20 protein-coding genes and 1 tRNA gene are annotated in these 21,855 nt (G+C 59.7%); 6 read left to right on the top strand and 15 right to left on the bottom strand.

Translation table 11 applies throughout. The features are described 5' to 3' along the window. Positions 1-37: 37 nt before the first annotated feature. The 9 genes from pheT to FVW59_RS19210 form a co-directional block, all read right to left on the bottom strand. Complete coding sequence (gene pheT / locus FVW59_RS19250; RefSeq protein ID WP_148066014.1) at positions 38-2,425, bottom strand: phenylalanine--tRNA ligase subunit beta; 2,388 nt, start codon at positions 2,423-2,425, stop codon at positions 38-40. A 23-nt stretch (positions 2,426-2,448) separates the two neighbouring features. Beyond that, entirely contained in the window at positions 2,449-3,462 is a 1,014-nt protein-coding gene (gene pheS / locus FVW59_RS19245; RefSeq protein WP_148066013.1) for a phenylalanine--tRNA ligase subunit alpha, read from the bottom strand. Positions 3,463-4,020: 558 nt separating this feature from the next. Then, the gene (rplT, locus tag FVW59_RS19240; protein WP_116368735.1) at positions 4,021-4,377 is read right to left on the bottom strand and encodes a 50S ribosomal protein L20; all 357 of its coding nucleotides are present in this window, start codon (positions 4,375-4,377) and stop codon (positions 4,021-4,023) included. 28 nt (positions 4,378-4,405) lie between these two features. Further along, entirely contained in the window at positions 4,406-4,600 is a 195-nt protein-coding gene (gene rpmI, locus FVW59_RS19235; RefSeq protein WP_148066012.1) for a 50S ribosomal protein L35, read from the bottom strand. A gap of 57 nt (positions 4,601-4,657) precedes the next feature. Further along, positions 4,658-5,194: a translation initiation factor IF-3 gene (gene infC / locus FVW59_RS19230; protein ID WP_148066011.1), complete on the bottom strand. Its 537-nt coding sequence runs from the start codon at positions 5,192-5,194 to the stop codon at positions 4,658-4,660. Then, a complete protein-coding gene (gene thrS / locus FVW59_RS19225; RefSeq protein WP_148066010.1) occupies positions 5,190-7,130 on the bottom strand; it encodes a threonine--tRNA ligase in 1,941 nt (646 codons plus the stop codon). Before thrS ends, infC begins: the two co-directional genes overlap by 5 nt. Positions 7,131-7,337: 207 nt before the next feature. Beyond that, positions 7,338-7,796, bottom strand: coding sequence for a hypothetical protein (locus FVW59_RS19220; protein WP_148066009.1), 459 nt, complete (start codon positions 7,794-7,796; stop codon positions 7,338-7,340). Next, positions 7,793-8,422 carry a class GN sortase gene (locus tag FVW59_RS19215; RefSeq protein WP_246139801.1) on the bottom strand — a complete coding sequence of 210 codons (630 nt, stop codon included), beginning with the start codon at positions 8,420-8,422 and terminating at the stop codon, positions 7,793-7,795. Before FVW59_RS19215 ends, FVW59_RS19220 begins: the two co-directional genes overlap by 4 nt. Beyond that, positions 8,415-10,583 (bottom strand): marine proteobacterial sortase target protein, encoded by a 2,169-nt coding sequence (locus FVW59_RS19210; protein ID WP_148066007.1) that lies wholly within the window; start codon positions 10,581-10,583, stop codon positions 8,415-8,417. Before FVW59_RS19210 ends, FVW59_RS19215 begins: the two co-directional genes overlap by 8 nt. Positions 10,584-10,745: 162 nt before the next feature. Here FVW59_RS19210 and pdsR point away from each other — a divergent pair, with 162 nt between their 5' ends. Continuing rightward, entirely contained in the window at positions 10,746-11,441 is a 696-nt protein-coding gene (gene pdsR, locus FVW59_RS19205; RefSeq protein WP_148066006.1) for a proteobacterial dedicated sortase system response regulator, read from the top strand. Next, positions 11,438-13,507: an ATP-binding protein gene (locus FVW59_RS19200; RefSeq protein WP_148066005.1), complete on the top strand. Its 2,070-nt coding sequence runs from the start codon at positions 11,438-11,440 to the stop codon at positions 13,505-13,507. The genes pdsR and FVW59_RS19200 overlap by 4 nt, the downstream gene beginning before the upstream one ends. Before the next feature lie 6 nt (positions 13,508-13,513). Here the strand turns inward: FVW59_RS19200 and FVW59_RS19195 are convergent, their stop codons facing one another. Next, positions 13,514-13,798: a hypothetical protein gene (locus FVW59_RS19195; RefSeq protein WP_148066004.1), complete on the bottom strand. Its 285-nt coding sequence runs from the start codon at positions 13,796-13,798 to the stop codon at positions 13,514-13,516. Between the two features lie 60 nt (positions 13,799-13,858). Next, positions 13,859-15,880 carry an excinuclease ABC subunit UvrB gene (gene uvrB / locus FVW59_RS19190; protein WP_148066003.1) on the bottom strand — a complete coding sequence of 674 codons (2,022 nt, stop codon included), beginning with the start codon at positions 15,878-15,880 and terminating at the stop codon, positions 13,859-13,861. Positions 15,881-16,043: 163 nt separating this feature from the next. On the opposite strand from uvrB, the gene FVW59_RS19185 reads away from it, so the two are divergent. The 3 genes from FVW59_RS19185 to FVW59_RS19175 all read left to right on the top strand — a co-directional run bounded on the left by FVW59_RS19185 (position 16,044) and on the right by FVW59_RS19175 (position 17,899). Further along, a tRNA-Asn gene (locus FVW59_RS19185) sits at positions 16,044-16,119 on the top strand. Positions 16,120-16,382: 263 nt separating this feature from the next. Further along, positions 16,383-17,264: a DNA-processing protein DprA gene (locus tag FVW59_RS19180; protein WP_148066002.1), complete on the top strand. Its 882-nt coding sequence runs from the start codon at positions 16,383-16,385 to the stop codon at positions 17,262-17,264. After that, positions 17,264-17,899 (top strand): phosphoribosyltransferase, encoded by a 636-nt coding sequence (locus FVW59_RS19175; RefSeq protein WP_148066001.1) that lies wholly within the window; start codon positions 17,264-17,266, stop codon positions 17,897-17,899. The genes FVW59_RS19180 and FVW59_RS19175 overlap by 1 nt, the downstream gene beginning before the upstream one ends. 36 nt (positions 17,900-17,935) lie before the next feature. On the opposite strand, the gene FVW59_RS19170 is transcribed toward FVW59_RS19175, so the two are convergent. Together FVW59_RS19170 and FVW59_RS19165 are read right to left on the bottom strand one after the other, a co-directional pair. Further along, positions 17,936-19,099: a helix-turn-helix domain-containing protein gene (locus FVW59_RS19170; RefSeq protein WP_148066000.1), complete on the bottom strand. Its 1,164-nt coding sequence runs from the start codon at positions 19,097-19,099 to the stop codon at positions 17,936-17,938. Next, positions 19,099-19,863, bottom strand: a complete 765-nt coding sequence (locus FVW59_RS19165) for a hypothetical protein (protein ID WP_148065999.1) — start codon at positions 19,861-19,863, stop codon at positions 19,099-19,101. Before FVW59_RS19165 ends, FVW59_RS19170 begins: the two co-directional genes overlap by 1 nt. A 290-nt stretch (positions 19,864-20,153) precedes the next feature. On the opposite strand from FVW59_RS19165, the gene FVW59_RS19160 reads away from it, so the two are divergent. Continuing rightward, a complete protein-coding gene (locus FVW59_RS19160) occupies positions 20,154-21,107 on the top strand; it encodes a hypothetical protein (RefSeq protein WP_187275986.1) in 954 nt (317 codons plus the stop codon). Positions 21,108-21,256: 149 nt separating this feature from the next. Here FVW59_RS19160 and FVW59_RS19655 read toward each other — a convergent pair whose 3' ends face one another. Together FVW59_RS19655 and FVW59_RS19650 are read right to left on the bottom strand one after the other, a co-directional pair. Then, the gene (locus FVW59_RS19655) at positions 21,257-21,583 is read right to left on the bottom strand and encodes a hypothetical protein (RefSeq protein ID WP_187275985.1); all 327 of its coding nucleotides are present in this window, start codon (positions 21,581-21,583) and stop codon (positions 21,257-21,259) included. 11 nt (positions 21,584-21,594) lie between these two features. Continuing rightward, positions 21,595-21,855, bottom strand: a 261-nt coding sequence (locus tag FVW59_RS19650) for a hypothetical protein (RefSeq protein WP_222711578.1), incomplete at its 5' end; no start/stop codon positions are given.

Raw genomic sequence — 21,855 nt, 5'->3', positions numbered from 1 at the left:
CGACTGGTCCCGCGCACCCGATCCTGCACCGTTCAGCTCAGCTTCGCAGTTCCGCGCTGTAGTTCGCCTGCAGCGACTCGACCACCCGGCCCACGGCCAGGTTCACGTCCTCTTCCTCCAGCGTTCGGGATTTGTCCCGGAACACCAGCCCCAGCGCCAGACTCTTGAAGCCGGGTTCTACACCCTTGCCGGCATACACATCGAACAGGCGCAATTCCGTCAGATGCTCTCCTCCGGCCTCGCGCACGCTGCCCATCAACTCGGCGGCAGAAATCCCGTCCTTCACCAGCACGGCCAGGTCGCGGCGCACTTCGGGGAAGCGTGACAGCTCGGAAAAGCCGGGCAATTTCCCGCCCAGTACAGCGGCCAGATCGATTTCGCAGACGAACACTGGCTGGTTCAGGTCCAGCTCGCGCTGTACTGAGGGGTGCAGACTGCCGATCACACCGACGTCCTCGCCGTCGAGGCGAATACGCGCGGTCTGCCCGGGGTGCAGGGCCGGGTGAGAACCGGCCAGGAACTCAAACTCACTGGCGCGACGGCCCAGGGCCAGCACACTTTCCAGGTCACCCTTGAGATCAAAGAAGTCCACTGCCTCACTGGCGCTGGACCAGGATTCCGCCAGGCGCTGCCCGGTGGCGACGATAGACAGGGTCGGTGTCTGCTGCAGGCCCTCCAGGCCACCCTGCTCGCCGGGCACAAAACGCAGGCCGGTCTCAAACAGCCGCACCCGCGGCTGCTGGCGGTTGGTGTTGCGCAATACCGCCGTCACCAGCCCGGGCAGCAGGCTGGTACGCATCACCGACATATCCGCGGAAATGGGATTGGCCAGCGCCACCGGGGTCTTGTCCGGATCGAACACCTGCTGCAGTTTGGGTTCGACAAAACTGTAGGTGATGGCCTCACGGTAACCGCGCGCAGCCAGGTGGCGGCGCAGAAAGCGCAGCGACAGCGTCGACTCTTCCCGTGCCGGCATGCTTAGCCCGGCCTGGATGCGGGTAATCGGCAGGTTGTTGTAGCCGTACACCCGCGCCAGCTCTTCCAGCAGGTCCGCCTCGATGGCGATATCAAAACGCCAGCTGGGCACACTGCAGGTCCAACCGCCATCGACCGCGGTCACACCCAGGCCCAGCCCGCTGAGGATGCGCTCCACTTCTGAACCGGGAAGCTCGAAGCCCAGCAATTTGCCGATGCGCTCGGCGCGCAGGCGGACATCCGGCCGCGCCGGCAGACTGGCCTCATCAACAGCTTCAACGATGGGGCCCGGCTCACCGCCAACGATGTCCAGCAGCAGTGCTGTCGCCCGCTCCATGGCCCGGCGCTGCAACTGGAAGTCCACGCCGCGCTCGAAGCGGTGCGAGGAATCCGTGTGCAGGCCGTAGCCGCGCGCCTTGCCGGCCAGGAGGTCCGGCGCAAAGAACGCGGCTTCCAGGAAAATATTGCGGGTGCCCTCCGCTACCGCAGTTCTCTCGCCACCCATGATGCCGGCCATGGCGACAGGCACACTGTGGTCGGCGATAACCAGCGTATCGGCATTCAGCTCTACCGTCTGGCCATCCAGCAGTTCCAGCGACTCGCCCTGCTCCGCGGTGCGCACCACGATACCGCCGCCCAGCTTGTCGAGGTCGAAGGCATGCATCGGTTGGCCGAGTTCGAGGAGCACGTAGTTGGTGATGTCCACTGCGGCGTCGATGCTGCGCAAACCGCAGCGGCGCAGCTTTTCCTGTAGCCACAGGGGGCTGGGGCGCGACAGGTCGACATTGCGGATCACCCGACCGAGGTAGCGGGGGCAGTGCCCGGGGGCCTCCAGTTTGACCGGCAGCGTATCTTCATGCTCCGCTGCCACCGCGGCGCACTCCGGCTCGCTCACTTCCAGGCCGTTCAACAGGCCGACTTCCCGGGCGATGCCGCGCAGGCCGAGGCAGTCGGCGCGATTCGGTGTCAGGCCGATTTCGACCAGGTTGTCGTCCAGCTTCAGGTAATCGCGAATGTCGCTACCCACCGGGGCATCCGCCGGCAGCTCCATCAGGCCATCGGATGCATCAGATAACTGCAGCTCTTGCTCGGCACACAACATGCCGAAGGACTCAACCCCGCGCAACTTCGCTTTCCTGATCTTGAAATCGTCGGGCAACACCGCACTCACTTTCGCCAGTGGCGCTTTCAGTCCGGCACGGGCATTGGGGGCGCCGCATACAATCTGCACGGTTTCATCGCCAGCATTCACCTGGCAAACACGCAGCTTGTCTGCATCCGGGTGCTGTTCGGCGCTGATAATCTCGGCCACAACAACGCCGCTGAAAGTACCGGCCACCGGCTCGATGGCGTCAACTTCCAGACCGGCCATAGTAATCTGGTGCGCCAGGTCTTCGATGGAAAGCTCCGGGTTAACCCATTCCCGCAACCACTGTTCACTGATTTTCACTGTTTAGTACTCCGTGGTCTGCTTCAGAACTGCTCGAGGAACCGCAGGTCATTGTCGAAGAACAGGCGCAGGTCGTTCACGCCGTAGCGCAGCATGGCGAGACGCTCCATCCCCATACCGAATGCAAACCCGGAGTATTTTTCCGGATCGATATTGGAGGACTCAAACACGCTCGGGTGCACCATGCCGCAGCCCATGATCTCGATCCAGCCGGTCTGGCTGCACACCCGGCAACCGCTGCCACCGCAGTTCACGCACTGGATATCGACCTCCGCGGAGGGCTCGGTGAAAGGGAAATAGGACGGCCGGAAGCGCACCGCCAGTTCCTTCTCGAAGAACACGCGCAGAAACTCTTCTATCAGCCCCTTGAGGTCGGCAAAGCTGGAATGCTCATCGATCAACAACCCCTCCATTTGATGGAACATGGGCGTGTGGGTCAGGTCGGAGTCGCAGCGGTAGACACGCCCGGGGCAGATCACCCGCAGCGGCGGCTTTTCCGTTTCCATCACCCGCACCTGGACCGGCGAGGTGTGGGTGCGCAGTACCGTGGTCGGGTCCACGTAGAAGGTATCGTGCATGGCCCGCGCCGGGTGGTGGGCGGGAATGTTGAGCGCTTCGAAGTTGTGATAGTCGTCCTCAATCTCCGGGCCTTCCACTACATCGAAACCTATGCTGCTGAAGAAGTCTTCGATACGCTCGATGGTGCGGGTCACCGGGTGGATACCACCGGTACTCTGGCCGCGGCCTGGCAGGCTGACGTCGATGGTCTCTGCGGCCAGTTTGGCCTCCACCGCGGCGGACTCCAGGGCCTGCTTGCGTTCGCCGATGAGTTCCTGCAGTTCCTGTTTGACGACGTTGATCTGGGCGCCGGCGGCGGGGCGCTCTTCGGCGCTGAGCTTGCCGAGGCTTTTGAGCAGCGCGGTGATCTGGCCTTTTTTGCCGAGGTAGTCGACGCGCAGCTGCTCGAGGGTGGCGCTGTCGTCTGCGGCCTGGATTTTACTCCGGGCTTCGGCGGCGAGTTGTTCGAGGTTTTCCATATTCTGGTCTCGAGGTTTCTGTGTTTGTTTACTCGATTACTATTCGGTGCCAAATTGCCGCACCGGCGCGCAGGGGAGCCTCTTCGGACTCGCCGTAAATACGTCCATGTAGGCTCTTTGGCAGCATCCATGCTGCCAACGGTCCGGCGAGGCTCCCCTGCACACCGGCGCTACCACTGCACTTCGACCAATTACGCTTCGAAGTGCGCAGAGCAATTCCTTCCGCAGTAGAGCACAGAGCATTCCCGAGGGGGTTAGCGGACCGTCAGCGGCATGGATGCCGCTGAAGAGCCTACACGGATGTATTCACGGCGAGTCCGCGAACCCCCTCGGGGATGATCTGGGCGGGCGACGAAGCCCAACAGAAGGTCCAACCAATCGCCCGGTAATGCCAAAAATGGAATCCCGCCTGCGCGGGAATGCCTCATGGAGTGGCTACAATAAGCAGCACAAACCAATTAGCCAAAAAAGAAGGGAAAGAGCAGAGCCCTTTCCCTTCTTGTCCTACAGTGTAGCCAGCGATCTGCGGTTTAAACCAACACCGCAGCAGGGGTGGGCTTAGGCCAGCGCGGCCTTCGCTTGCTCCACGATCGCTGCAAAGGCCGGCTTGTCATGCACAGCCAGGTCCGACAGTACGCGGCGATCCAGCTGGATGTCGGCCTTCTTCAGGCCATTGATCAGGCGGCTGTAGCTCAAACCGTTAGCGCGGGACTGGGCGTTGATACGCGTGATCCACAGCGCGCGGAACTGACGCTTGCGCTGACGACGGTCACGGTATGCATACTGGCCAGCCTTGGTAACGGCTTGCTTGGCAACACGAAACACACGGCTGCGGGCACCATAGTAACCCTTGGCCTGTTTCAGGATTTTCTTGTGACGGCGGTGAGCCACCACACCACGTTTTACGCGAGGCATAGTCTTCTCCTATTCTCCAAATGGTCCGTTAGCGCGCCCGCAACATGCGGTCGATAAGCACTTTGTCATTAGCATGGATCATTGAAGTTCCACGCAGCTGACGCTTACGCTTGGTGGTCATTTTGGTCAGGATGTGGCTCTTGTTAGCGCTTTTGCGCTTGTAGCCGCCGGCGGTTTTCTTGAAACGCTTGGCAGCCCCGCTGTGAATTTTTGCTTTAGGCATAATAAACACTCCGCATTTGCGAGTTGATAAAACGAAGCACTAAGGCATTCACGGGCCCTAGTTCTTCTTCTTCGGGGCGATCACCATGGTCATCTGGCGGCCTTCCATTTTCGGGAATTGCTCCACGGAACCGAGCTCGATGAGATCGGCTTCAACCCGCTTGAGCAACTCCAGGCCAATTTCCTGGTGAGCCATTTCACGACCGCGAAAACGCAGTGTGACTTTGGCCTTGTCGCCGTTTTCGAGGAAACGCGTCAGGTTGCGCAGTTTTACCTGATAGTCTCCCTCTTCCGTCCCTGGACGAAACTTCATTTCCTTGATTTGCGTCCGCTTCTGCTTCTTCTTCTGAGCAGCTTTCTGCTTCTTCGCCTCAAAGACGTGCTTCCCGTAGTCCATGATCTTGCAGACTGCGGGATCGGAATCAGCAATAAGCACGAGATCCATACTGGCGGCTTCCGCCGCGGCCCTGGCCTCACTCAGAGGCACAATACCTACCTGCTCACCATCGGCGCCAATCAGGCGAACCGGGTCATGGGTGATCTGGTCGTTGGTGAGGGCCTTCTTGGAGGCGCCTTTGCTACTGTCTCTCTTAATGCTGATTCTCCACTTCCATTAAAATACGGCCGCGTCGCGCCACGTCATCCGCGAGGTGGGCGCAAAACGCCTCGAGATCCATCGATCCCATATCCTCACCGCGACGGGCCCGCACGGCCACTGTCTGTGTTTCAACTTCTTTATCCCCCACCACAAGGAGGTAGGGGACCTTCTGAATTGTGTGCTCGCGGATTTTAAAGCCGATTTTTTCGTTTCTCAAGTCCGAAATGACCCGAAACCCTTTGTTCGTCAGGGATTCTTCCACCTTTTGGGCGTAATCGGACTGTTTATCGGTAATATTCAACACAACGGCCTGGGTGGGCGCCAACCAGGTGGGATACACCCCCTCGTAGTGCTCGGTCAGGATACCGATAAAGCGCTCAAAGGAACCGAGAATGGCCCGGTGCAGCATCACCGGCACCTGGCGCGAGCCGTCTTCGGCGACATACTGGGCGTCAAGCCGGCCCGGCATGGAGAAATCCACCTGGATGGTGCCCAGCTGCCACACCCGGCCGATGCAATCTTTGAGCGAGAATTCGATCTTCGGCCCGTAGAAGGCGCCCTCCCCCGGCAGCTCTTCCCAGGGCAGTTTGTGATTGTCCAGGGCTTCGGCCAGGGCTTTTTCCGCACGATCCCAGTCGGCGTCGGAACCCACCCGCTGCTCGGGACGGGTCGACAGGCGGTAGATCACCTCGCTGAAACCAAAGTCTTCATAGACATCGTGCAGGACATCTATAAAGGAAGAGACTTCCGGCTGGATCTGTTCTTCGGTACAGAAGATATGGGCGTCGTCCTGGGTAAAGCCGCGCACCCGCATAATGCCGTGCAGGGAGCCGGAGGGCTCGTTGCGGTGACAGGAACCGAACTCGGCCAGGCGCAGGGGCAGGTCGCGGTAGGACTTCAGGCCCTGGTTGAAGACCTGCACATGGCAGGGGCAGTTCATCGGCTTGACCGCAAACTCCCGCTCATCGCTGCCCAGCAGGAACATGTCATCACCGAACTTGTCCGCGTGACCAGAACGCTGCCACAGGGACAGATCCACCAGCTGCGGTGTTTTGATCTCCTGGTAGCCGTGTTGCTGCTGGGCCCTGCGCATGTACTGCTCTATGGTCTGGTAAATGCTCCAGCCCGCCGGGTGCCAGAACACCATGCCGGGGGCCTCTTCCTGGATGTGAAACAGGCCGAGCTTCTTGCCAATCTTGCGGTGGTCGCGCTTTTCCGCTTCCTGCAGGAACTGCAGATGGGATTTAAGTGCCTTCTTGTCTGCAAAGGCCACCCCGTAAATCCGCTGCAGCATTTTGTTGCTCTGGTCGGCGCGCCAGTAGGCGCCGGACACCCGCATCAGTTTGAAATGCTGGCAGTGCCGCATGTTCGGCACGTGCGGCCCGCGGCACATGTCGACGTATTCCTCATGGAAGTACAGGCCCGGGCGGTCGCCGCGGTCAATGTCCTGTTCCAGGATTTCCAATTTGTAGGGCTCGCCGCGCTCCTTGAAGGTATCGTAGGCACGCTGCCAGTCCACCTTTTCCTTGACCACGCTGTACTCAGTGGCCGCCAGCTCCTGCATACGCTTTTCAATCGCTTCGAGATCCGCCTCGGTGAGACGGTGCTCGAGATCGATATCGTAGTAAAAACCGTTTTCGATGGTGGGGCCGATGGCCATTTTGGCATCGGGCCACAGTTGCTTTACCGCGTGACCGATCAGGTGGGCGCAACTGTGGCGGATGATCTCCAGGCCGTCCTCGTCGCGAGCGGTGAACAGGGTCAGCTCCGCGTCGTTTTCGATCAGGTCACAGGTGTCGCGGCGCTCACCGTTAACGCGTCCGCCCAGGGTCGCCTTGGCGAGTCCGGGGCCAATATCCTCGGCTACCTGCATAATGGTGACAGGAGCATCGAAAGTACGTTGGGAGCCATCGGGCAGGGTAATAACAGGCATGAGCTTTCCTGGTGTCAGTGGTGACCCCTACTAAAGGCCACGTGAGTCAGCTTCAGTCGGCGGCAAGCAAAGCAGCCCCGCCAGACGGAATTTTTGAGGGCCGGGATGGTAGCACAGCCCGCCCTCAGCAGGAAATTGGACGCCCGCTAAAACCGCAGGGTAGAACCGGGTGACCAGATCAGCGGTCTTGTGTAAGGCCATCCCCCGTCATGCCGGCGCGGGCCGACGCTGATTTTCCAAGGCGTGGCAGTCGCCCATCAGGGCTACCAAGGGCTCACAGTGGTGGGGAATCGAGTAACTTTCATGCTCCCGAAACACCGACACCAACTCAACCTGCCCCACCAGGCTGCGGCTGAGTTGCGGCAACTCACAGGTCGGCACCTGGTACTCGAGGTGCTCGTCGTAGGCCACGCTACCCAGGTCGTAGTTCGCCAGCGCCCTCAGTGGCAGGATCAGCCGCACCACGTAACCGGCGCCGCAGGCGGGCACCGCCCACTGCCGGGCGATCATCTCCGCGTAGCGCTGCTGCAGTTTGAGCTGGCAAAAGTACTCGCCGCCCTGACCCGGCACAATGCGGCGCCAGGCGGCTCCCTTCAGGGCGGCGAGTTGAGGGGGAACCAGGGTTTGATACACAGCGAGCGTGCGCTGGCATGACAGGTGTTTCATAGCGGGATCACTCCATGTTCTGCGGAAAAAGAAGAATGGGCCTGCCATTGCCCGGGCGCTGGCTGGGCACTGACGATGTAGCGCAAGGGCCCACCTGCGCGAATGGCATCGAAGGGGTAGCAGGTGACCAGTTCCAGCTGTTCCGGCCCCTGCCGCGCCGGGGCTGACACCGGCAGGCGGCTGTCCACCACACGGGATTCCGTCACCCGGTATTGCACCCGCCGGCCGTCGGGCAGTTCAACGCTCAGTGACATGGCCGGCGACAGTTGCTGCAGAAAGCGGAAATGGGTGTCGCGATGGCCGGCGATCACCGCCGTGCCACCCGCCCCGGGTGCTGAGCCGGCGGCATCCAGCCCGGGGCCGAAGGCCAGGGCATTGCCGCTGGCACCGGCCAGCACAAACTGGTCAATGCCCAATTGCGGCACCCGCAAGCGCGCCACCGGCCATGTATCGGCCCAGGGCCAGGGTTTGTGCACGCCGCCCTCGGCCAGCGTGGCCGCCCAGGCCCGCGCCATCAGGTGCGGCGCCAGCGCCGCCTTGGCATAGATCAATCCGGCGCCCGCCAGCTCTTTGAGCGCCAGGGTGCACAGGGCAATCAACAGCCAGCCGCGACAGCGCTCAAACACGGTCTTCCTCCGGGCGGCGCATGACATGCACCAGCAGGGCGATGAACAGGGCGAAGCAACCCATGAATGCCTTGGCCGGGCCGGTGGTGGCGGTGTTGGGATAGGCATAGGGCTGGTGGCCCTGGCCGCGGGGCCGGGTATTGGGTACCGCGCCACTGCGCAACGGCGTGGTGGGTTCGCGGGACACACGCTCCTCAATCGCCACGAAGCTGGTGTACGGGCTCAATAGCTGATGCGCGAGGGCGACTTCCAGCACCCGGGTTCGAATGCCCTCCTCCGGCTGGCCGGCGGATTTCAGGGCCATGAGTCCGGCGATTTTGCTGCGCGCCCAGACGCTGGCCACGCCCTCGTGCCGGGTATTGCCCGGTTGGGCCGGCACAGGCATGGTCGTCTGCCAGGACTCGCCCACCAGAACCGCAGACACCGTGACCTCCCCCGCCGGCAGGGCATCGGTAAAGCGCACCGCCTGTATCAGCGGCTGCCCGCGGTAGAGGTCTGGCACCCGCTCCGGCCAGGCCTCCACCGCCTGCGGCCACTCCACCCTCACATCCGCTGCCAGTGGGGCGGCGATACGGGCGAACAGTTCGGTCATCGCCCCGGCAGCTTCGCCCACATCGCCAACCTGCACACTGAATCCACGCCCGGCCTGTGCCGCGCGCTGCATAAACCAGTGATTGGGCGCGGAACCGATGCCCACCGTGAACAGGCGACTGCGGCCCAGGCGCTGCTCGATCAGTTCGAACAGCGCCTGCTCATTGCCCACGGCGCCATCGGTGATGAAGATCACCTGCCGCAGCAATGGGGTCTCCTCCTCCGCAGTGGATGCCAGCGCCCGCTCCAGTGCGGGACGCATTTCCGTGCCGCCCCCCGCTGCGAGTTGGCGCACGAATTCGCCGGCCTGCGCCAGGTGGTGGCGGGTGGCAGGAACCGCGCTGGCAAACAGGGGCCGCACATTGTCATCAAAGGCGAGAATGTTGAAGCGATCACCCGGGCGCAGCTGCCGCAGCGCCAGGGCCAGGGCCTCGCGGGCCTGCTGGATCGACACGCCCGCCATGGAACCAGACACATCCACCACAAACACCACCTCCCGCGGCAGGTTCGCCTGCTGCGGGGCCAGCTCTGGCGGCAACACCATCAGCAGACCGAAGGTCTCCTCGCCCAGCTGCTCCGTAAACAGCGCCGCGCGCGGCATGGCGCCGGTGACCGGTCGCCACTGCAGGACTACATCGCGATCCATCTCCGCCGGCCCGTGGGCCAGGTGCAGGCGGTAACGCTGGCCATCCCGCGCCAGGCTCAACTCGTGATAGAGCGCCTGCACCTCGGCCAGCGGCATACCGGCATCCAGTTCTACCTGTAGGTGCAGAGGATTCAGGGGTGCGCTGTCGGAACCCGCCTGGGGATAGAGGTAGGGGGTAATGGCCGGCGCATCCGGCACTTCGTCGGTGGGCAGGGACCAGCCGGGGTATTCGCCCTGCATACCGACGGCGCTCAGCGCCGGGGCATCGGCCTCCGGCAGTACACGGGAAATGCCCGGGATATAGCGGGCGGTAAGGGTGGTGGGAATGCGCAAGGTGAAGCGCCCTGCGTTGTAGCGGGCCGTTTGCACATACTGCAGGCGCACCGTGACCTGCTCGCCGGGGGCAATATTGGCAATGCGGTTGGTGAACAGGTTGGGGCGCTGCTGCTCGACCAGGGAGGCCTTCTTGCCCGCGGCCTTCGCCTGGCGGTAGAGCACCTTTGCCTCCTCCCGCTCGCGCACCTTGCCAATGACGACGCGGTCGCCCACCTGCATTTCCAGCCGCCGCACAGCGGCGTCTTCCGGCAGGGGAAAGCTGTAGATACCTTCCTGCCAGCTCTGGGTTGTGTTGTGGAACACCTGCTCGAGCTGGACCACCGCCAGCATGCCGGCCACCCGTACATCCAGGCTGGACTGCTGGGTAATGGCAGCCTGGTAGGTACCTGTCACCCGGTCGTGCCAGCGCATCTGGCCGGCGCCGTCCTCACCCAGTTCTCCCGCTGCCCGTGCCGGTGAAATTGTCACCAGCAACAGCGTCACCAGCAGGCCTGTCGCTGCAGGCAGTGCCCTGAAGCAGAACCACTGCCCGATAGCCTGCCAATGCCGTTCGCCCGCGCTACTCTGCCCTGCAATCCCTGTTTTCATTGTCTGCTCTCCACTGGATTTACAGGCATTACAGCGGAGCAATGTGGTAATGGAGCGCAACAAATCGGGCCGGACGCTGATCAATTATGGCGAAATGTGGCAGGCGCTTGAGCTGGCCCGGCCTTTCTGGAACCATGCGCTGACGCTCACCGGACGCTCCCCATGCCGCAGCACATTGCCATTGTCGAAGACGAAGCCAGCCTGGCGGCCAACTACCGCGATGCCCTGCAGCGCCAGGGCTTCAGCGTTGCCCTGTACGACAATCGCCGCAGCGCTACCGAGGCCTTCTCCAAGCGCCTACCGGATCTCGCCATTATTGACGTGGGACTCGGGGATGAATTCGAAGGAGGCTTTGAGCTGTGCCGCGAGCTGCGCAGCCTGGCGCCGGAGCTGCCCATCGTCTTCCTGACCGCCCGCGACTCGGAACTGGACATCATTTCCGGGCTGCGCCTGGGCGCCGACGACTACCTCACCAAAAACATCAGCCAGCCGCATATGCTCGCCCGCATCACCGCCCTGCTGCGCCGGGTGAAAGCCCTGCGCGCACCGGAAGTACGCGAGCACAGGGTCGAGCGCGGGGCGCTGGCGCTGAACCTGGAGCGCATGACCGCCAGCTGGCGGCAGCTGGCTGTTGAGCTGACGGTGACGGAGTTCTGGATGGTGCACGCCCTCGCCCGCCACCCGGGCCATGTGAGGAACCGCCAGCAATTGATGGAGGCGGCCAGCGTGGTGCTGGATGACAACAGCATCACTTCCCACATCAAGCGTATCCGTCGCAAGTTCCAGGCAGTCGACAAGGACTTCAACGCCATCGAAACCGCCTACGGCATGGGCTACCGCTGGGTAGAACGCGAGTGAGCCTGCGCCGGCAGCTGCTGCTGGTCAGCCTGCTACTGCTGGCACTGCCCTGGGCCGGCAGCCAGTTTCTCCGGGAAACCGAAAGCACCCTCCGCCACGCTCAGGTCATCGCCCTTGAAGCCACCGCCCAGGCGGTCGCGGCCAGTTTTGCCGACCAGCCCCACCGCCTGTACCCGGATATCGCCCGCCTCAAGGAAACCGCGGAACCCGAACGCAGCCTCTATGCCCGCACTGCGTCGGCACCCATCATCGTCGATGGCTATGCCGATGGCTGGCCCGGGCAGTGGAGTGGAGAATTCGCCAACAACAAAGGGGATGGAACACCGGCGTTTCGCTATCAGGCGGCCACCCGCCTGGGCCGGCTCTATCTGCTACTCGCGGTCAGCGACCGCAAGGTGGTATATGACAACCCGGGGCTGTCCCCCGAACCCAATGGCGACCGCCTGATCCTGCGCACTTGGCTGGACGGCAAGCGGCAGGACTACGCCATAGCCACCGCGGCACCGGGGGAAGTGCGCGCCCGCGCCGCCGGCCGTCGCCACCCCGGCGTCAACCCGGCGCAGATTCAGGGCGTGTGGCAGGATACCCGCGAGGGCTACACCCTCGAACTGCAGCTGCCCCTGCACATCACCGGCCACCGCCTCGGGCTGCAAATTGTCGATGTCGACGACCGCAGCGCGCCGCTGACGGCGGGCAATTTCACTTCCCTCGAACAGTCCGCGCCGCCCTGGCTGATCTATTCGCCACAGCCGCTGCAGCAGGGGTTGTCCGCATTTGCCGAGCCGGGGCGGGATCTGGCCGTGTTCGACCTGCAGCAGCGGCAACTGGGCGCGGTGGCGGCACTGGAGAGAGCAGAGGAAATCAGTGACGCCCGGCAGCGTCCCTTCTGGCTGCTGCGCTGGCTGTACCGTCGCATCCTGTCCCAGGAGGACATCGCCGCCCTGCCCGGGACACAAGCCGATGGCCATATGGTAGCGGCGGAACTGGACACCGCTCTCAAGGGTAATATTGCAAGCCAATGGTACCGTGAAAACGGTGACCTGCAGCGCAGCACGCTGTCAGCGGCCGCCCCCATACGCAATGACGGTGTTGTTGTCGGCGCCGTGGTGCTGCGCCAGGACAGCGAAGAGTACCTGGCCCTGACCGACCGCGCCTTTGGCAAGCTGCTGGGCTACAGTCTGCTCGCCACGGCCCTGGCCGCACTCGGCCTGCTGGGTTACGCCAGCATTCTCTCCTGGCGCATCGGTCGCCTGAGCCGGGCGGCCGGCCGGGTCGCCCAGCGCGGCAACATCGTCACCGAGAACTTTCCCCGCAGCCGCGCCCGGGACGAAGTCGGGGAACTGTCGCGCCGCTTCGCCGGCCTGCTGGAAGAACTGCGCGGCTACAACGAATACCTGCAAACCCTGAGTCGCAAGCTGTCCCACGAGTTGCGCACCCCCATCGCTGTGATCCAGTCTTCCCTGGACAACCTGGAGGCCAATACCACCGCGAACGCGCAACAAGTCTATGTAGATAGGGCCCGGGAAGGGCTTGATCGGCTGGGACGGATACTGACCGCCATGACCGAAGCGAGCCAGATCGAAGACAGTGTGCGGAGCGATGTACTGACCGAGGTTGACCTGGTGTCGCTGCTGCGACAGATGCTGCCGGCCTACCAGAGCGCCTGGCCGGATTATCATTTCAGCCTGCAGTGTGAAGCCGATACTGCACCCTGCCTGGCCTCGGACGATCTACTGGTACAGGCGCTGGACAAACTGGTGGACAATGCCGTGTCGTTTTCTGCTCCCGGCGAAACCGTCCAGCTGTCCCTGGGCGAGGCGGGCCGCTACTGGCACCTGGCCGTCTGCAACCGCGGCCCGCTGCTGCCGGAACATCTACAGGGGCAGCTGTTTGAAGCCATGGTGTCACTGCGCGAGGACCGGGCCCGCTCCGGCGTCCACCTGGGGCTTGGACTCTACATCGTCAGAACCATTGTGGAACACCTGGGGGGCAAAGTCCTGGCGCGCAACCTGCCTGCGGGCGACGGCGTGATGATTGCCCTGCGCCTGCCCCGCGGCGGACTCTGAAAGCGTCTATTCGTCGTCTTTGCGCAGTTTCTTGTCGCGCTTCTCGTGACGGTCCTTCATATCGTCCATCTTGTCACCGGCGTCGTCACGGACATCGTCGGCCTTGTCACCGAGATCATCCTTGGCCCGGTCCGCCATTTTTCCGGCGTCACAGGGCCCGTGAACGCCCACTGTCGCCTTCATCGCGGCATTCCGCGCGGCATCCTTGGGATCGCAGTCAATAAGCTCTGGCTTCGCCTGTACGCCGGCGGTGAGCAGCAGCAGGAGGACGGGGAGGATTCGGAAGGTCATGGCTATTCTCCTTGGTCGACGAGGAACATGCACAGACTATAGACCAGTGCGGGCGCAGCGCTAGCTGATAAATGCCAGTTGCTTCAGCTCCGCCACCTGGTCGCGCAGGGCAGCAGCCTCCTCGAATTCCAGGTTCTTGGCGTGCTCCAGCATCTGCGCCTCCATCTGCTTGAGCTTGCGCGACAGGGCTGCGGGGCTGAGGCGGGAAACTTCATCAACGCTGTAGGCGAGCTTGTCCTCCGCCACCTTGCGGCCTTTGGCCTTGCCGCGGGTGGGCATGCGCCGGGCCCCTTCCATAATATCCTGTACCGATTTGGTCACCCCCCTGGGCGTAATGCCGTGCTCGGAATTGTAGGCCAGCTGCTTTTCCCTGCGCCGCTCGGTTTCCGCCATGGCCCGCTCCATGGAGCCAGTCATTCTGTCGGCATAGAGGATGGCGCGGCCGTTGAGATTACGCGCGGCGCGACCGATGGTCTGGATCAGGGAGCGGTCGGAGCGCAGGAAACCCTCCTTGTCGGCGTCGAGAATGGTCACCAGTGATACCTCCGGCATATCCAGGCCCTCGCGCAGCAGGTTGATACCTACCAGCACATCGAACTCGCCGAGGCGCAGGTCGCGAATGATTTCCACCCGCTCCACGGTATCGATGTCCGAGTGCATGTAGCGCACCCGCACATCGTGCTCGGCGAGGTACTCGGTGAGATCCTCCGCCATCCGCTTGGTCAGCGTGGTTACCAGCACCCTCTCCTGCTTCGCCACGACGGTGCGGATTTCCGCCAGCAAATCGTCCACCTGGGTGCTGGCGGGCCGCACCTCCAGTATCGGGTCCACCAGGCCGGTGGGGCGCACCACCTGCTCCACCGTGCGCCCGGCGTGCTCCTGCTCGTAGGGCCCCGGCGTGGCGGAGACAAATACCGCCTGGGGAACGAGTTTTTCCCACTCCTCGAAGCGCAGTGGCCGGTTGTCCAGCGCCGACGGCAGGCGGAAGCCGTATTCCACCAGCGTCTCCTTGCGCGAGCGGTCACCGCGGAACATGGCGCCGATCTGGGGGATGGTGGCGTGGGATTCGTCGATAATCACCAGGGCGTTGTCCGGCAGGTATTCGAACAGGGTGGGCGGGGGTTCACCGGGGGCGCGTCCAGAGAGGTAGCGGGAATAGTTTTCCACCCCGTTGCAGTACCCCAGTTCGCGGATCATCTCCATGTCGTACTTGGTCCGCTGCCCGAGGCGCTGGGCCTCGACCAGCTTGCCCGCTTCATTCAGTTGCTTGAGGCGCACATCGAGCTCCGCCTCGATTTGCTCCACCGCACCCAGCATCACGTCGCGGGATGTCACATAGTGGCTCTTGGGGAAAATGGTGACGCGCGGTACCTTGCTCTCGACGGCGCCGGTGAGAGGATCGAAAAAGGTAATGCTCTCGATCTCCTCGTCGAACAACTCCACCCGTACCGCTTCGCGCTCGGAATCCGCCGGAAAGATATCGATGACGTCACCCCGCACCCGGTAAGTGCCACGCTGGAAATCCACATCGTTGCGGGTGTACTGCAGTTCGGCCAACAGGCGCAGGATATGGCGCTGGTCGATGATTTCTCCGCGCGACAGGTGCATCACCATCTTGAAGTAGGACTGCGGATCCCCCAGGCCGTAGATCGCCGACACCGTCGCCACCACCAGGCAGTCGTCCCGTTCCAGCAGGGCCTTGGTGGCGGACAGGCGCATCTGCTCGATGTGATCGTTGACCGAGGCGTCCTTCTCTATATAGGTATCGGAAGACGGCACATAGGCCTCGGGCTGGTAGTAGTCGTAATAGGAAACGAAGTACTCCACGGCATTGTCCGGGAAGAATTCCTTGAACTCCCCGTACAGCTGCGCCGCCAGCGTTTTGTTGTGGGCCATCACAATGGTCGGCCGCTGCAGTCTTTCCACCACATGGGCCATGGTGAACGTCTTGCCGGAGCCGGTGACCCCCAGCAGGATCTGGGAGGCGAGCCCGGCCTGAACCCCCTCCACCAGCTGCTCGATGGCGCGGGGCTGATCCCCGGCGGGCTGGAAGGCGGAACTGACTTTGAAGGCTTTAGACATGGCGGCACTGCAAGTGGTCGAAATTTAGCCGTTAATTATCATCCACTTAGAGCAGGATTGCAGCCTTTCCGGCCTCCAGCACCCACTGCGAAAATAATCCGCCGCGAAGTGTTGACCGGGGCGGGGTCCGTCATTAATATACGCGACCTCTGGTTAACGCCATTCCGCCTTAGCTCAGTTGGTAGAGCAATTGACTGTTAATCAATGGGTCGCTGGTTCGAGCCCAGCAGGCGGAGCCAATAAATAAAGGGGTTGCAGCAATGCAACCCCTTTTTCTTTTCTAGCCTTGTCACAGAATAGTCACAGTCCCGAGCCCAATTGACTGCCCAATAGCTTGGTCGCATTAAGCCAAGATAAAGTTGGGGAATGCAGAGAATCAGTGCCGCCAGGGCCACTCCTAACCAGTTGGTCAGCCTGCCTAGTAGACAGGTAAGATTGAGCTGGGGTTGAACTCAAGACTCGGCATGCTCTAGAGTGACATTCACTTCGGATTTAGGCTGCCATGCAACTTGCAATAACCCCCAGGGACACGACACCTATCTCTCCTCTCCAGGAGATGGGGGCTTATGAGGCGCTCTGGGACGAACAAGGCGCAACGTTCAAGCGTATTGCGGATAAGTTCAGAGAACACCCCGGAAGCACACCCACCGATTTCGTGGATCCTGCGCGAGCAGCACAATATCGCGAATCGGCCCTGAATATTATTCGGGAAAAGAATGTCGGCCCCTTCGGAATCCGAGTACATGGTGCTGCAGAATATCCTGGCGGGTTACGCGATGCCCGACACCCTGTTGAACTCCTATACTACCAAGGCTGGTGGGATCTTATTGAATCACCATGTGTTGCCGTGGTCGGCTCCAGGGAGGCATCGCCTGAGGGGTTGAGGCGGGCCAAGAAGGTTGCGGCATTACTAGCTCGGGCAGATTACACTGTCGTTTCCGGGCTCGCAGCGGGTATCGATACAGCCGCTCACGAAAGCGCACTCGCCGAGAATGGGAGAACAATCGCTGTCATTGGAACACCCTTATCCCATAGTTACCCGGCGGCCAACAAGGCACTACAGCAAATGATTAGAGACCAGTTCCTTCTGGTTTCTCAAGTTCCATTCGTGCGCTATTCAAAACAAGGGCCTCACGTAAACCGGCTGTTCTTTCCGGAGCGCAACAAAGTAATGTCTGCTCTGACACAAGCAACCATTATCGTAGAAGCAGGAGAGACCTCTGGAACCTTGGTGCAAGCCAAAGCAGCGATTGAGCAAGGTCGAAAGCTGCTTATCATGGACAGTTGCTTCAGAAATCCGAACATAACATGGCCTGAAAGGTTTGCCTCCGAAGGAGCTCACCGCATTTCAGATTTCGACCAGATATTGGATCTACTGCGTTAATGCCAATCAGATTCTCACTGATTGACGAGCACAACCGCCGTGATCACTACTACCTAGACGAAGAATGCGTTTGCGTACATTTACGCGAGTACTGTGCTGGTAAGGACTATACTTTTGGCGCCACCAACAACTTGATCTCCAATTTCAAAAAGGGAATGGATAGAAAGGGCCGCCCTGAATGGAAATATAAACTAAGTGCAATTCGAACCTTTGCATCGGAAGTCGCAAGCGCACTGAACCCCGAAGGGCTAGAGGGTGTAGTCTTTGTCCCCGCCCCTCCCTCCAAGTCTAAGACTCATCCAGAGTACGACTCCCGCGTACTCGACGTCCTAACTAAGGCTCAACTGCAAGTAGGGGAATCAATGGCTGTGTGCGAACTCGTAACTCAGCATGGAGACCGCGAATCCGCCCATACGGGAGGAGACAGGCTTAATCCAGCCGAGCATGCCGCCACCTATCAAATTCACAGAGAACTACTCGGCATTGAGCCCCAGACGATAATCGTGTTCGACGATGTGTTGACCACTGGGTCGACATTTATGGGAATGAAGCAAGTTCTCGAGGAAGCATACCCTGGCGCGGCAGTCCAAGGCATGTTTCTGGCTAGATGCATTCGTGAGGAGATCGAATGGTGAAATCACCGGGAAGCTGCCCACTGCCAAGACACAAATCTAATTCTTCCTGAACGGGACGACCTTTCCCGCAGAGGCTTTGAAGACTGGCCGCGATGAGGTACCCAAGTGAAGATAGCCTCGCTCCCCAATCAAGTTTTCGACGTCATTTGCGTGAAGCGATAAATCATCGAGAATTTGCTCTCGACTTTTCACCCCTTCTTCAATGAGCATCTTGATTCCTTGCTTGATCAATTTGGGGGACTCTGGCTCAGTCGAGTCATCCAGCGGCTCAGATACTCGCCACTTCCGACGCCCCATATTGATCCAAAGCCGCCGCTCCTCATGTTCTGTGACAAGCCCAAGATGCCGCGCCCGCATAATCTGCATTGCAATCGACACATTCCATCTAGGCTTGAGCGCTCTAAATGCATCGAGAGAAACTGCATACAAATCGCGATAGTAGGCTTCTGCAGGCGCCAGAAAAGCCCCTGCGAAAAGATGGGCCTGGCTTTCCATAAGCTTATGGTCTGACGACTTGTTCAACGTAGACCTGTCAACGTTCCTGTGAAGCACCAAATGACCAAGCTCGTGCGCCGCATCGAAGCGAGACCTGAAGTAGTTCTGCTTATCCGAAGAAAGGATTACGAACGGATGTGGCGTTCTGTATTCAGAAAAAGCGTCTTGCGTCTCAGCTCCAAATTTAGTGCGCCAAACTATTATGCCGTTAGCCTCAAGCGTACGCGTCATGCTCGCTACAGGGCTCGTACCTAAATTCCAGTAAGCTCGAAGCTCATTTGCGATACATTCGATCCTATTTGTATCCAGGGACTTAAAATCTTCAGGGACATCCTGGTCTGGCAGATTTAGTTTAGGGAGATCGAAAAATGTAAGCAGGTAATCGACTGTCTCGAGAGCCCACTCGTATTTTGCCTCCGAGACAACCCTGGAGGCCTTTGTCGCGGCGGCCATTGATCTGTAAAACAGCTTCCCCGGTCTATCAACCTGAATGTCCTTGAAGAAAAAATTTACTGGAACATTAAGAGCTCGCGCTAACGACTCTACAGTCTCAACTTTAGGATTCTGCTTGTTTGCTTCATACAACGAGATTGAGCTCGACGAAATTCCCGCCAAATCCGATAACGCTACCGAACTCAGGCCCCTGGCATTTTTCGCCTGTACCAGCCGTTCGCCGATAAAATTTTTTACTCCAACCGCGGGCATTAACCACTTTTCCTATCTTCTTCCTTCGCCCCTGTTTTCCAGCGGACGCTATCCTTTTGAACGAGAGCTTGAATATCTTCAACTTCATCAAGCTGACGAGCCTGGATGTCGCGCATATCAACGAGGCAAATGGGAGCTTCTACCCACGCGTTGAAATCCGTATTCGGGAATCCAACCTTGATGTGGCCGAAGGTGTCTTTCTGACGATATTGCTCTGAATGAATGATCACCCCATACAAACGACTAGTGGAAGGGGCTTCAGGCTCGCCAACCCAATCCATCTGTGCGATAAACTCATTTGCTTTTGACGCTTCTTGACGATCGAGAGAGTGCTGGGGAAAGCCGTCCGCTGATGGCACGTGGCACATTACAAGCTCAAACCGGCCTACGTAGACACTGATATGGGAGGGGCCACCACCTTCAGGCTGGCGTTCAACATGTTTAATTCCATGCTTGACTGCCAGCCGCTGGAGAAAAGTCTCAACCCGCGATCTCCGATAATAGCCAAGGCAATATCGAGCTTGGGTCTCACCAAGCCCAGGGTCTGCGGTCATTGCCTGGGAAGTATCTGCGTAAATCCCAGGCATGCCATCAACCAGGTCTTTTACGAAATTTGGAGGAATATCCTCTAACAGCATCTGCTTCAAAGTTTGTGACTCAGCCATCAATCCTGCATCCAAATTTGGCATTAGGGTCATATTATTGAATTTTTTTTGGCAAAGAGTCAATATAGCACTTGAGATCGAACAAATCGCCAGCATCACTAAGAGACTCAGTGCCGGAAATGTAGGCTACCCGCCGGGCCAGAACTACAATCATACGCTCTGAGCCTTCGGGAGTGCAGGTGGGGCCATTGGAGCACACTATCAGATTGGGCAATTCAAAAGGACTGGACTATCTGTGTACGCTGCCAAAATAAGGAAATAGGAGATTGCCTGGTGGACACCAAAATCATTGAGAGGCACCTCAAACGCGCCACCGACCAGGCCTACTACCTGGGCGCCTTCATCGGCATTTTGGCGGGATTTGGGCTGGGGTACTTGGTGGGGGCCGAGTGAGCGTGAATGATAAAAAGGATCTTTTTCGGTGCGGATGGGTGGCTACGTTCTGGTGGGCTGCATTCTGGTTTGGCGTAACTCTAGGAGGGCTTTGCAGCGGAACCATCGATCTTGACTTAAATGAATGGGGGGACTTCTTCGCCGGTATTGTCGGCCCAGTTGCGTTGCTGTGGCTTGTGCTTGGCTATTTACAGCAAAGCTACGAACTTGGACAGAATAACGAAGCTATGGCCTTGCAGAAACAGGAGATGGCTAACCAAGTCGCTGAGACCAAAGAACTGGCAAAGCAGACCGCGGAGTCAGCAAGAGCCGCTCATGAGCTTACAGAACTGACAAGAGCGCAGCACACGTTCGCCAATTACTTCGCTCATCTTTCTGCGTTCACAGAGTATGCTAAAACTGAGCGGGAAAGATTTGCTGATGATCGGCAGAAAGAAATACGTCGCGCATTAAGGGTTGGGCATGTTCACCGCACGATATACCCGGAAGCGAACCCTGAAAGTGACTCATTCAGAGTGGCGACGGATTTAAATAGTCGCCTTCTAAAGGCAAAGCTCGCTGCACACAATTTGCGTGATGCCATGATTAATAACACATGGCATAACCACTTAACATTTATGGAGGACTTCCTGAGCAGATTCCCCGAGCTGACCTTACGATTCATCGATGATGCCTTACAGATTATCGGAGATATTTGCTATCCAGGGTACGATCCCAGCGAAAAGCCAATCGTTGAGAGATGCAAGCTAGCAATTGAGCAAACCCAACAGATCCGTACGCTCATGGAGTTCGAGTCAGCGCAAGATCTGAGCAGCGAAATCATGCAGCTTTATCATATCAAGGGCTTTTTCAAAGACATTGTGCATCATTTTAGTACTCATAAATCTTCGAAGATATATAAGATTGGCGACATCAGGTCTGAATTAGAATCACGGCTAAATTCAGATTAACGACTTCTTCAGCAGCCCCACTACAGGCATTGCTAGCTGCAATTTGTAGTTCTTGGTATTCACAGCTGGCAGGCATAGTGCAGTATTCGGGGTGTGCTGTCGGCTTGTTCGATTTCCTGACCTTCCACTTTTGTCTGTGTTAGCGCAATTCATGCCGGTCGTTCCAGGAACTCAATCCCATGCTGGAAACGGAACTCAGCATCCGATGACTCAAATTCGGCCGCCAGTTGTTCCGGCGTACAGGCTTGGCGCTGCAGCCACCATTCGTCCTCGAACCCGAAAGCCAGGATGCAGTTTCGCAGGATCTGGCAATCTCGGGCGCTGCAGGTCTCACCCGCCATGGCCATCTGCAACAGGCCTTCTGCCACGATTACTCGGTCGAATGCCGCCGCATTGCGCGCTTTGAGGTGGTCTAGCTGTACCTGAAGTGTGCCGATGGCAACAAGCAGTTCTTCCTCTTCGGAAAGATCGAGCATTCTGGCGCCTGTCACTGGGTTGCTTGGTCAGCCCATTTGGCCATAGCCTGGCGCCAGCCCTGCTCCGCTGCCACCACCGTATGGCGAATATCGTCCAGCGTTGCACTGGATTCCAGCGGGCCGACAAAGTGCGCGCCCTGGCAGCGTGCGTATACCGCTGAAGTCTGCCACCCATTCCATTTGAAGGCTGCCACCCGGACCGGAGCAAAGCTGCCACCCATCGGAGCGTAGCGACGCGGGGTTTGCATTGTTACTCGGAAGCCGTGGTGTCC

The sequence above is a fragment of the Parahaliea aestuarii genome (assembly GCF_008064635.1).
Lineage (GTDB): Bacteria > Pseudomonadota > Gammaproteobacteria > Pseudomonadales > Halieaceae > Parahaliea > Parahaliea aestuarii.
This window is presented reverse-complemented; position numbering and strand designations above follow the sequence as displayed.

What these genes read in the sequence shown, in the direction of transcription:
- pheS (WP_148066013.1), bottom strand. Translation starts at nt 3,462, where the DNA reads ATGGAAAACCTCGAACAACTCGCCGCCGAAGCCCGGAGTAAAATCCAG.
- rplT (WP_116368735.1), bottom strand. Translation starts at nt 4,377, where the DNA reads ATGCCTCGCGTAAAACGTGGTGTGGTGGCTCACCGCCGTCACAAGAAA.
- rpmI (WP_148066012.1), bottom strand. Translation starts at nt 4,600, where the DNA reads ATGCCTAAAGCAAAAATTCACAGCGGGGCTGCCAAGCGTTTCAAGAAA.
- thrS (WP_148066010.1), bottom strand. Translation starts at nt 7,130, where the DNA reads ATGCCTGTTATTACCCTGCCCGATGGCTCCCAACGTACTTTCGATGCT.
- FVW59_RS19220 (WP_148066009.1), bottom strand. Translation starts at nt 7,796, where the DNA reads ATGAAACACCTGTCATGCCAGCGCACGCTCGCTGTGTATCAAACCCTG.
- FVW59_RS19210 (WP_148066007.1), bottom strand. Translation starts at nt 10,583, where the DNA reads ATGAAAACAGGGATTGCAGGGCAGAGTAGCGCGGGCGAACGGCATTGG.
- pdsR (WP_148066006.1), top strand. Translation starts at nt 10,746, where the DNA reads ATGCCGCAGCACATTGCCATTGTCGAAGACGAAGCCAGCCTGGCGGCC.
- FVW59_RS19195 (WP_148066004.1), bottom strand. Translation starts at nt 13,798, where the DNA reads ATGACCTTCCGAATCCTCCCCGTCCTCCTGCTGCTGCTCACCGCCGGC.
- uvrB (WP_148066003.1), bottom strand. Translation starts at nt 15,880, where the DNA reads ATGTCTAAAGCCTTCAAAGTCAGTTCCGCCTTCCAGCCCGCCGGGGAT.
- FVW59_RS19180 (WP_148066002.1), top strand. Translation starts at nt 16,383, where the DNA reads ATGCAACTTGCAATAACCCCCAGGGACACGACACCTATCTCTCCTCTC.
- FVW59_RS19175 (WP_148066001.1), top strand. Translation starts at nt 17,264, where the DNA reads ATGCCAATCAGATTCTCACTGATTGACGAGCACAACCGCCGTGATCAC.
- FVW59_RS19170 (WP_148066000.1), bottom strand. Translation starts at nt 19,099, where the DNA reads ATGCCCGCGGTTGGAGTAAAAAATTTTATCGGCGAACGGCTGGTACAG.
- FVW59_RS19655 (WP_187275985.1), bottom strand. Translation starts at nt 21,583, where the DNA reads ATGCTCGATCTTTCCGAAGAGGAAGAACTGCTTGTTGCCATCGGCACA.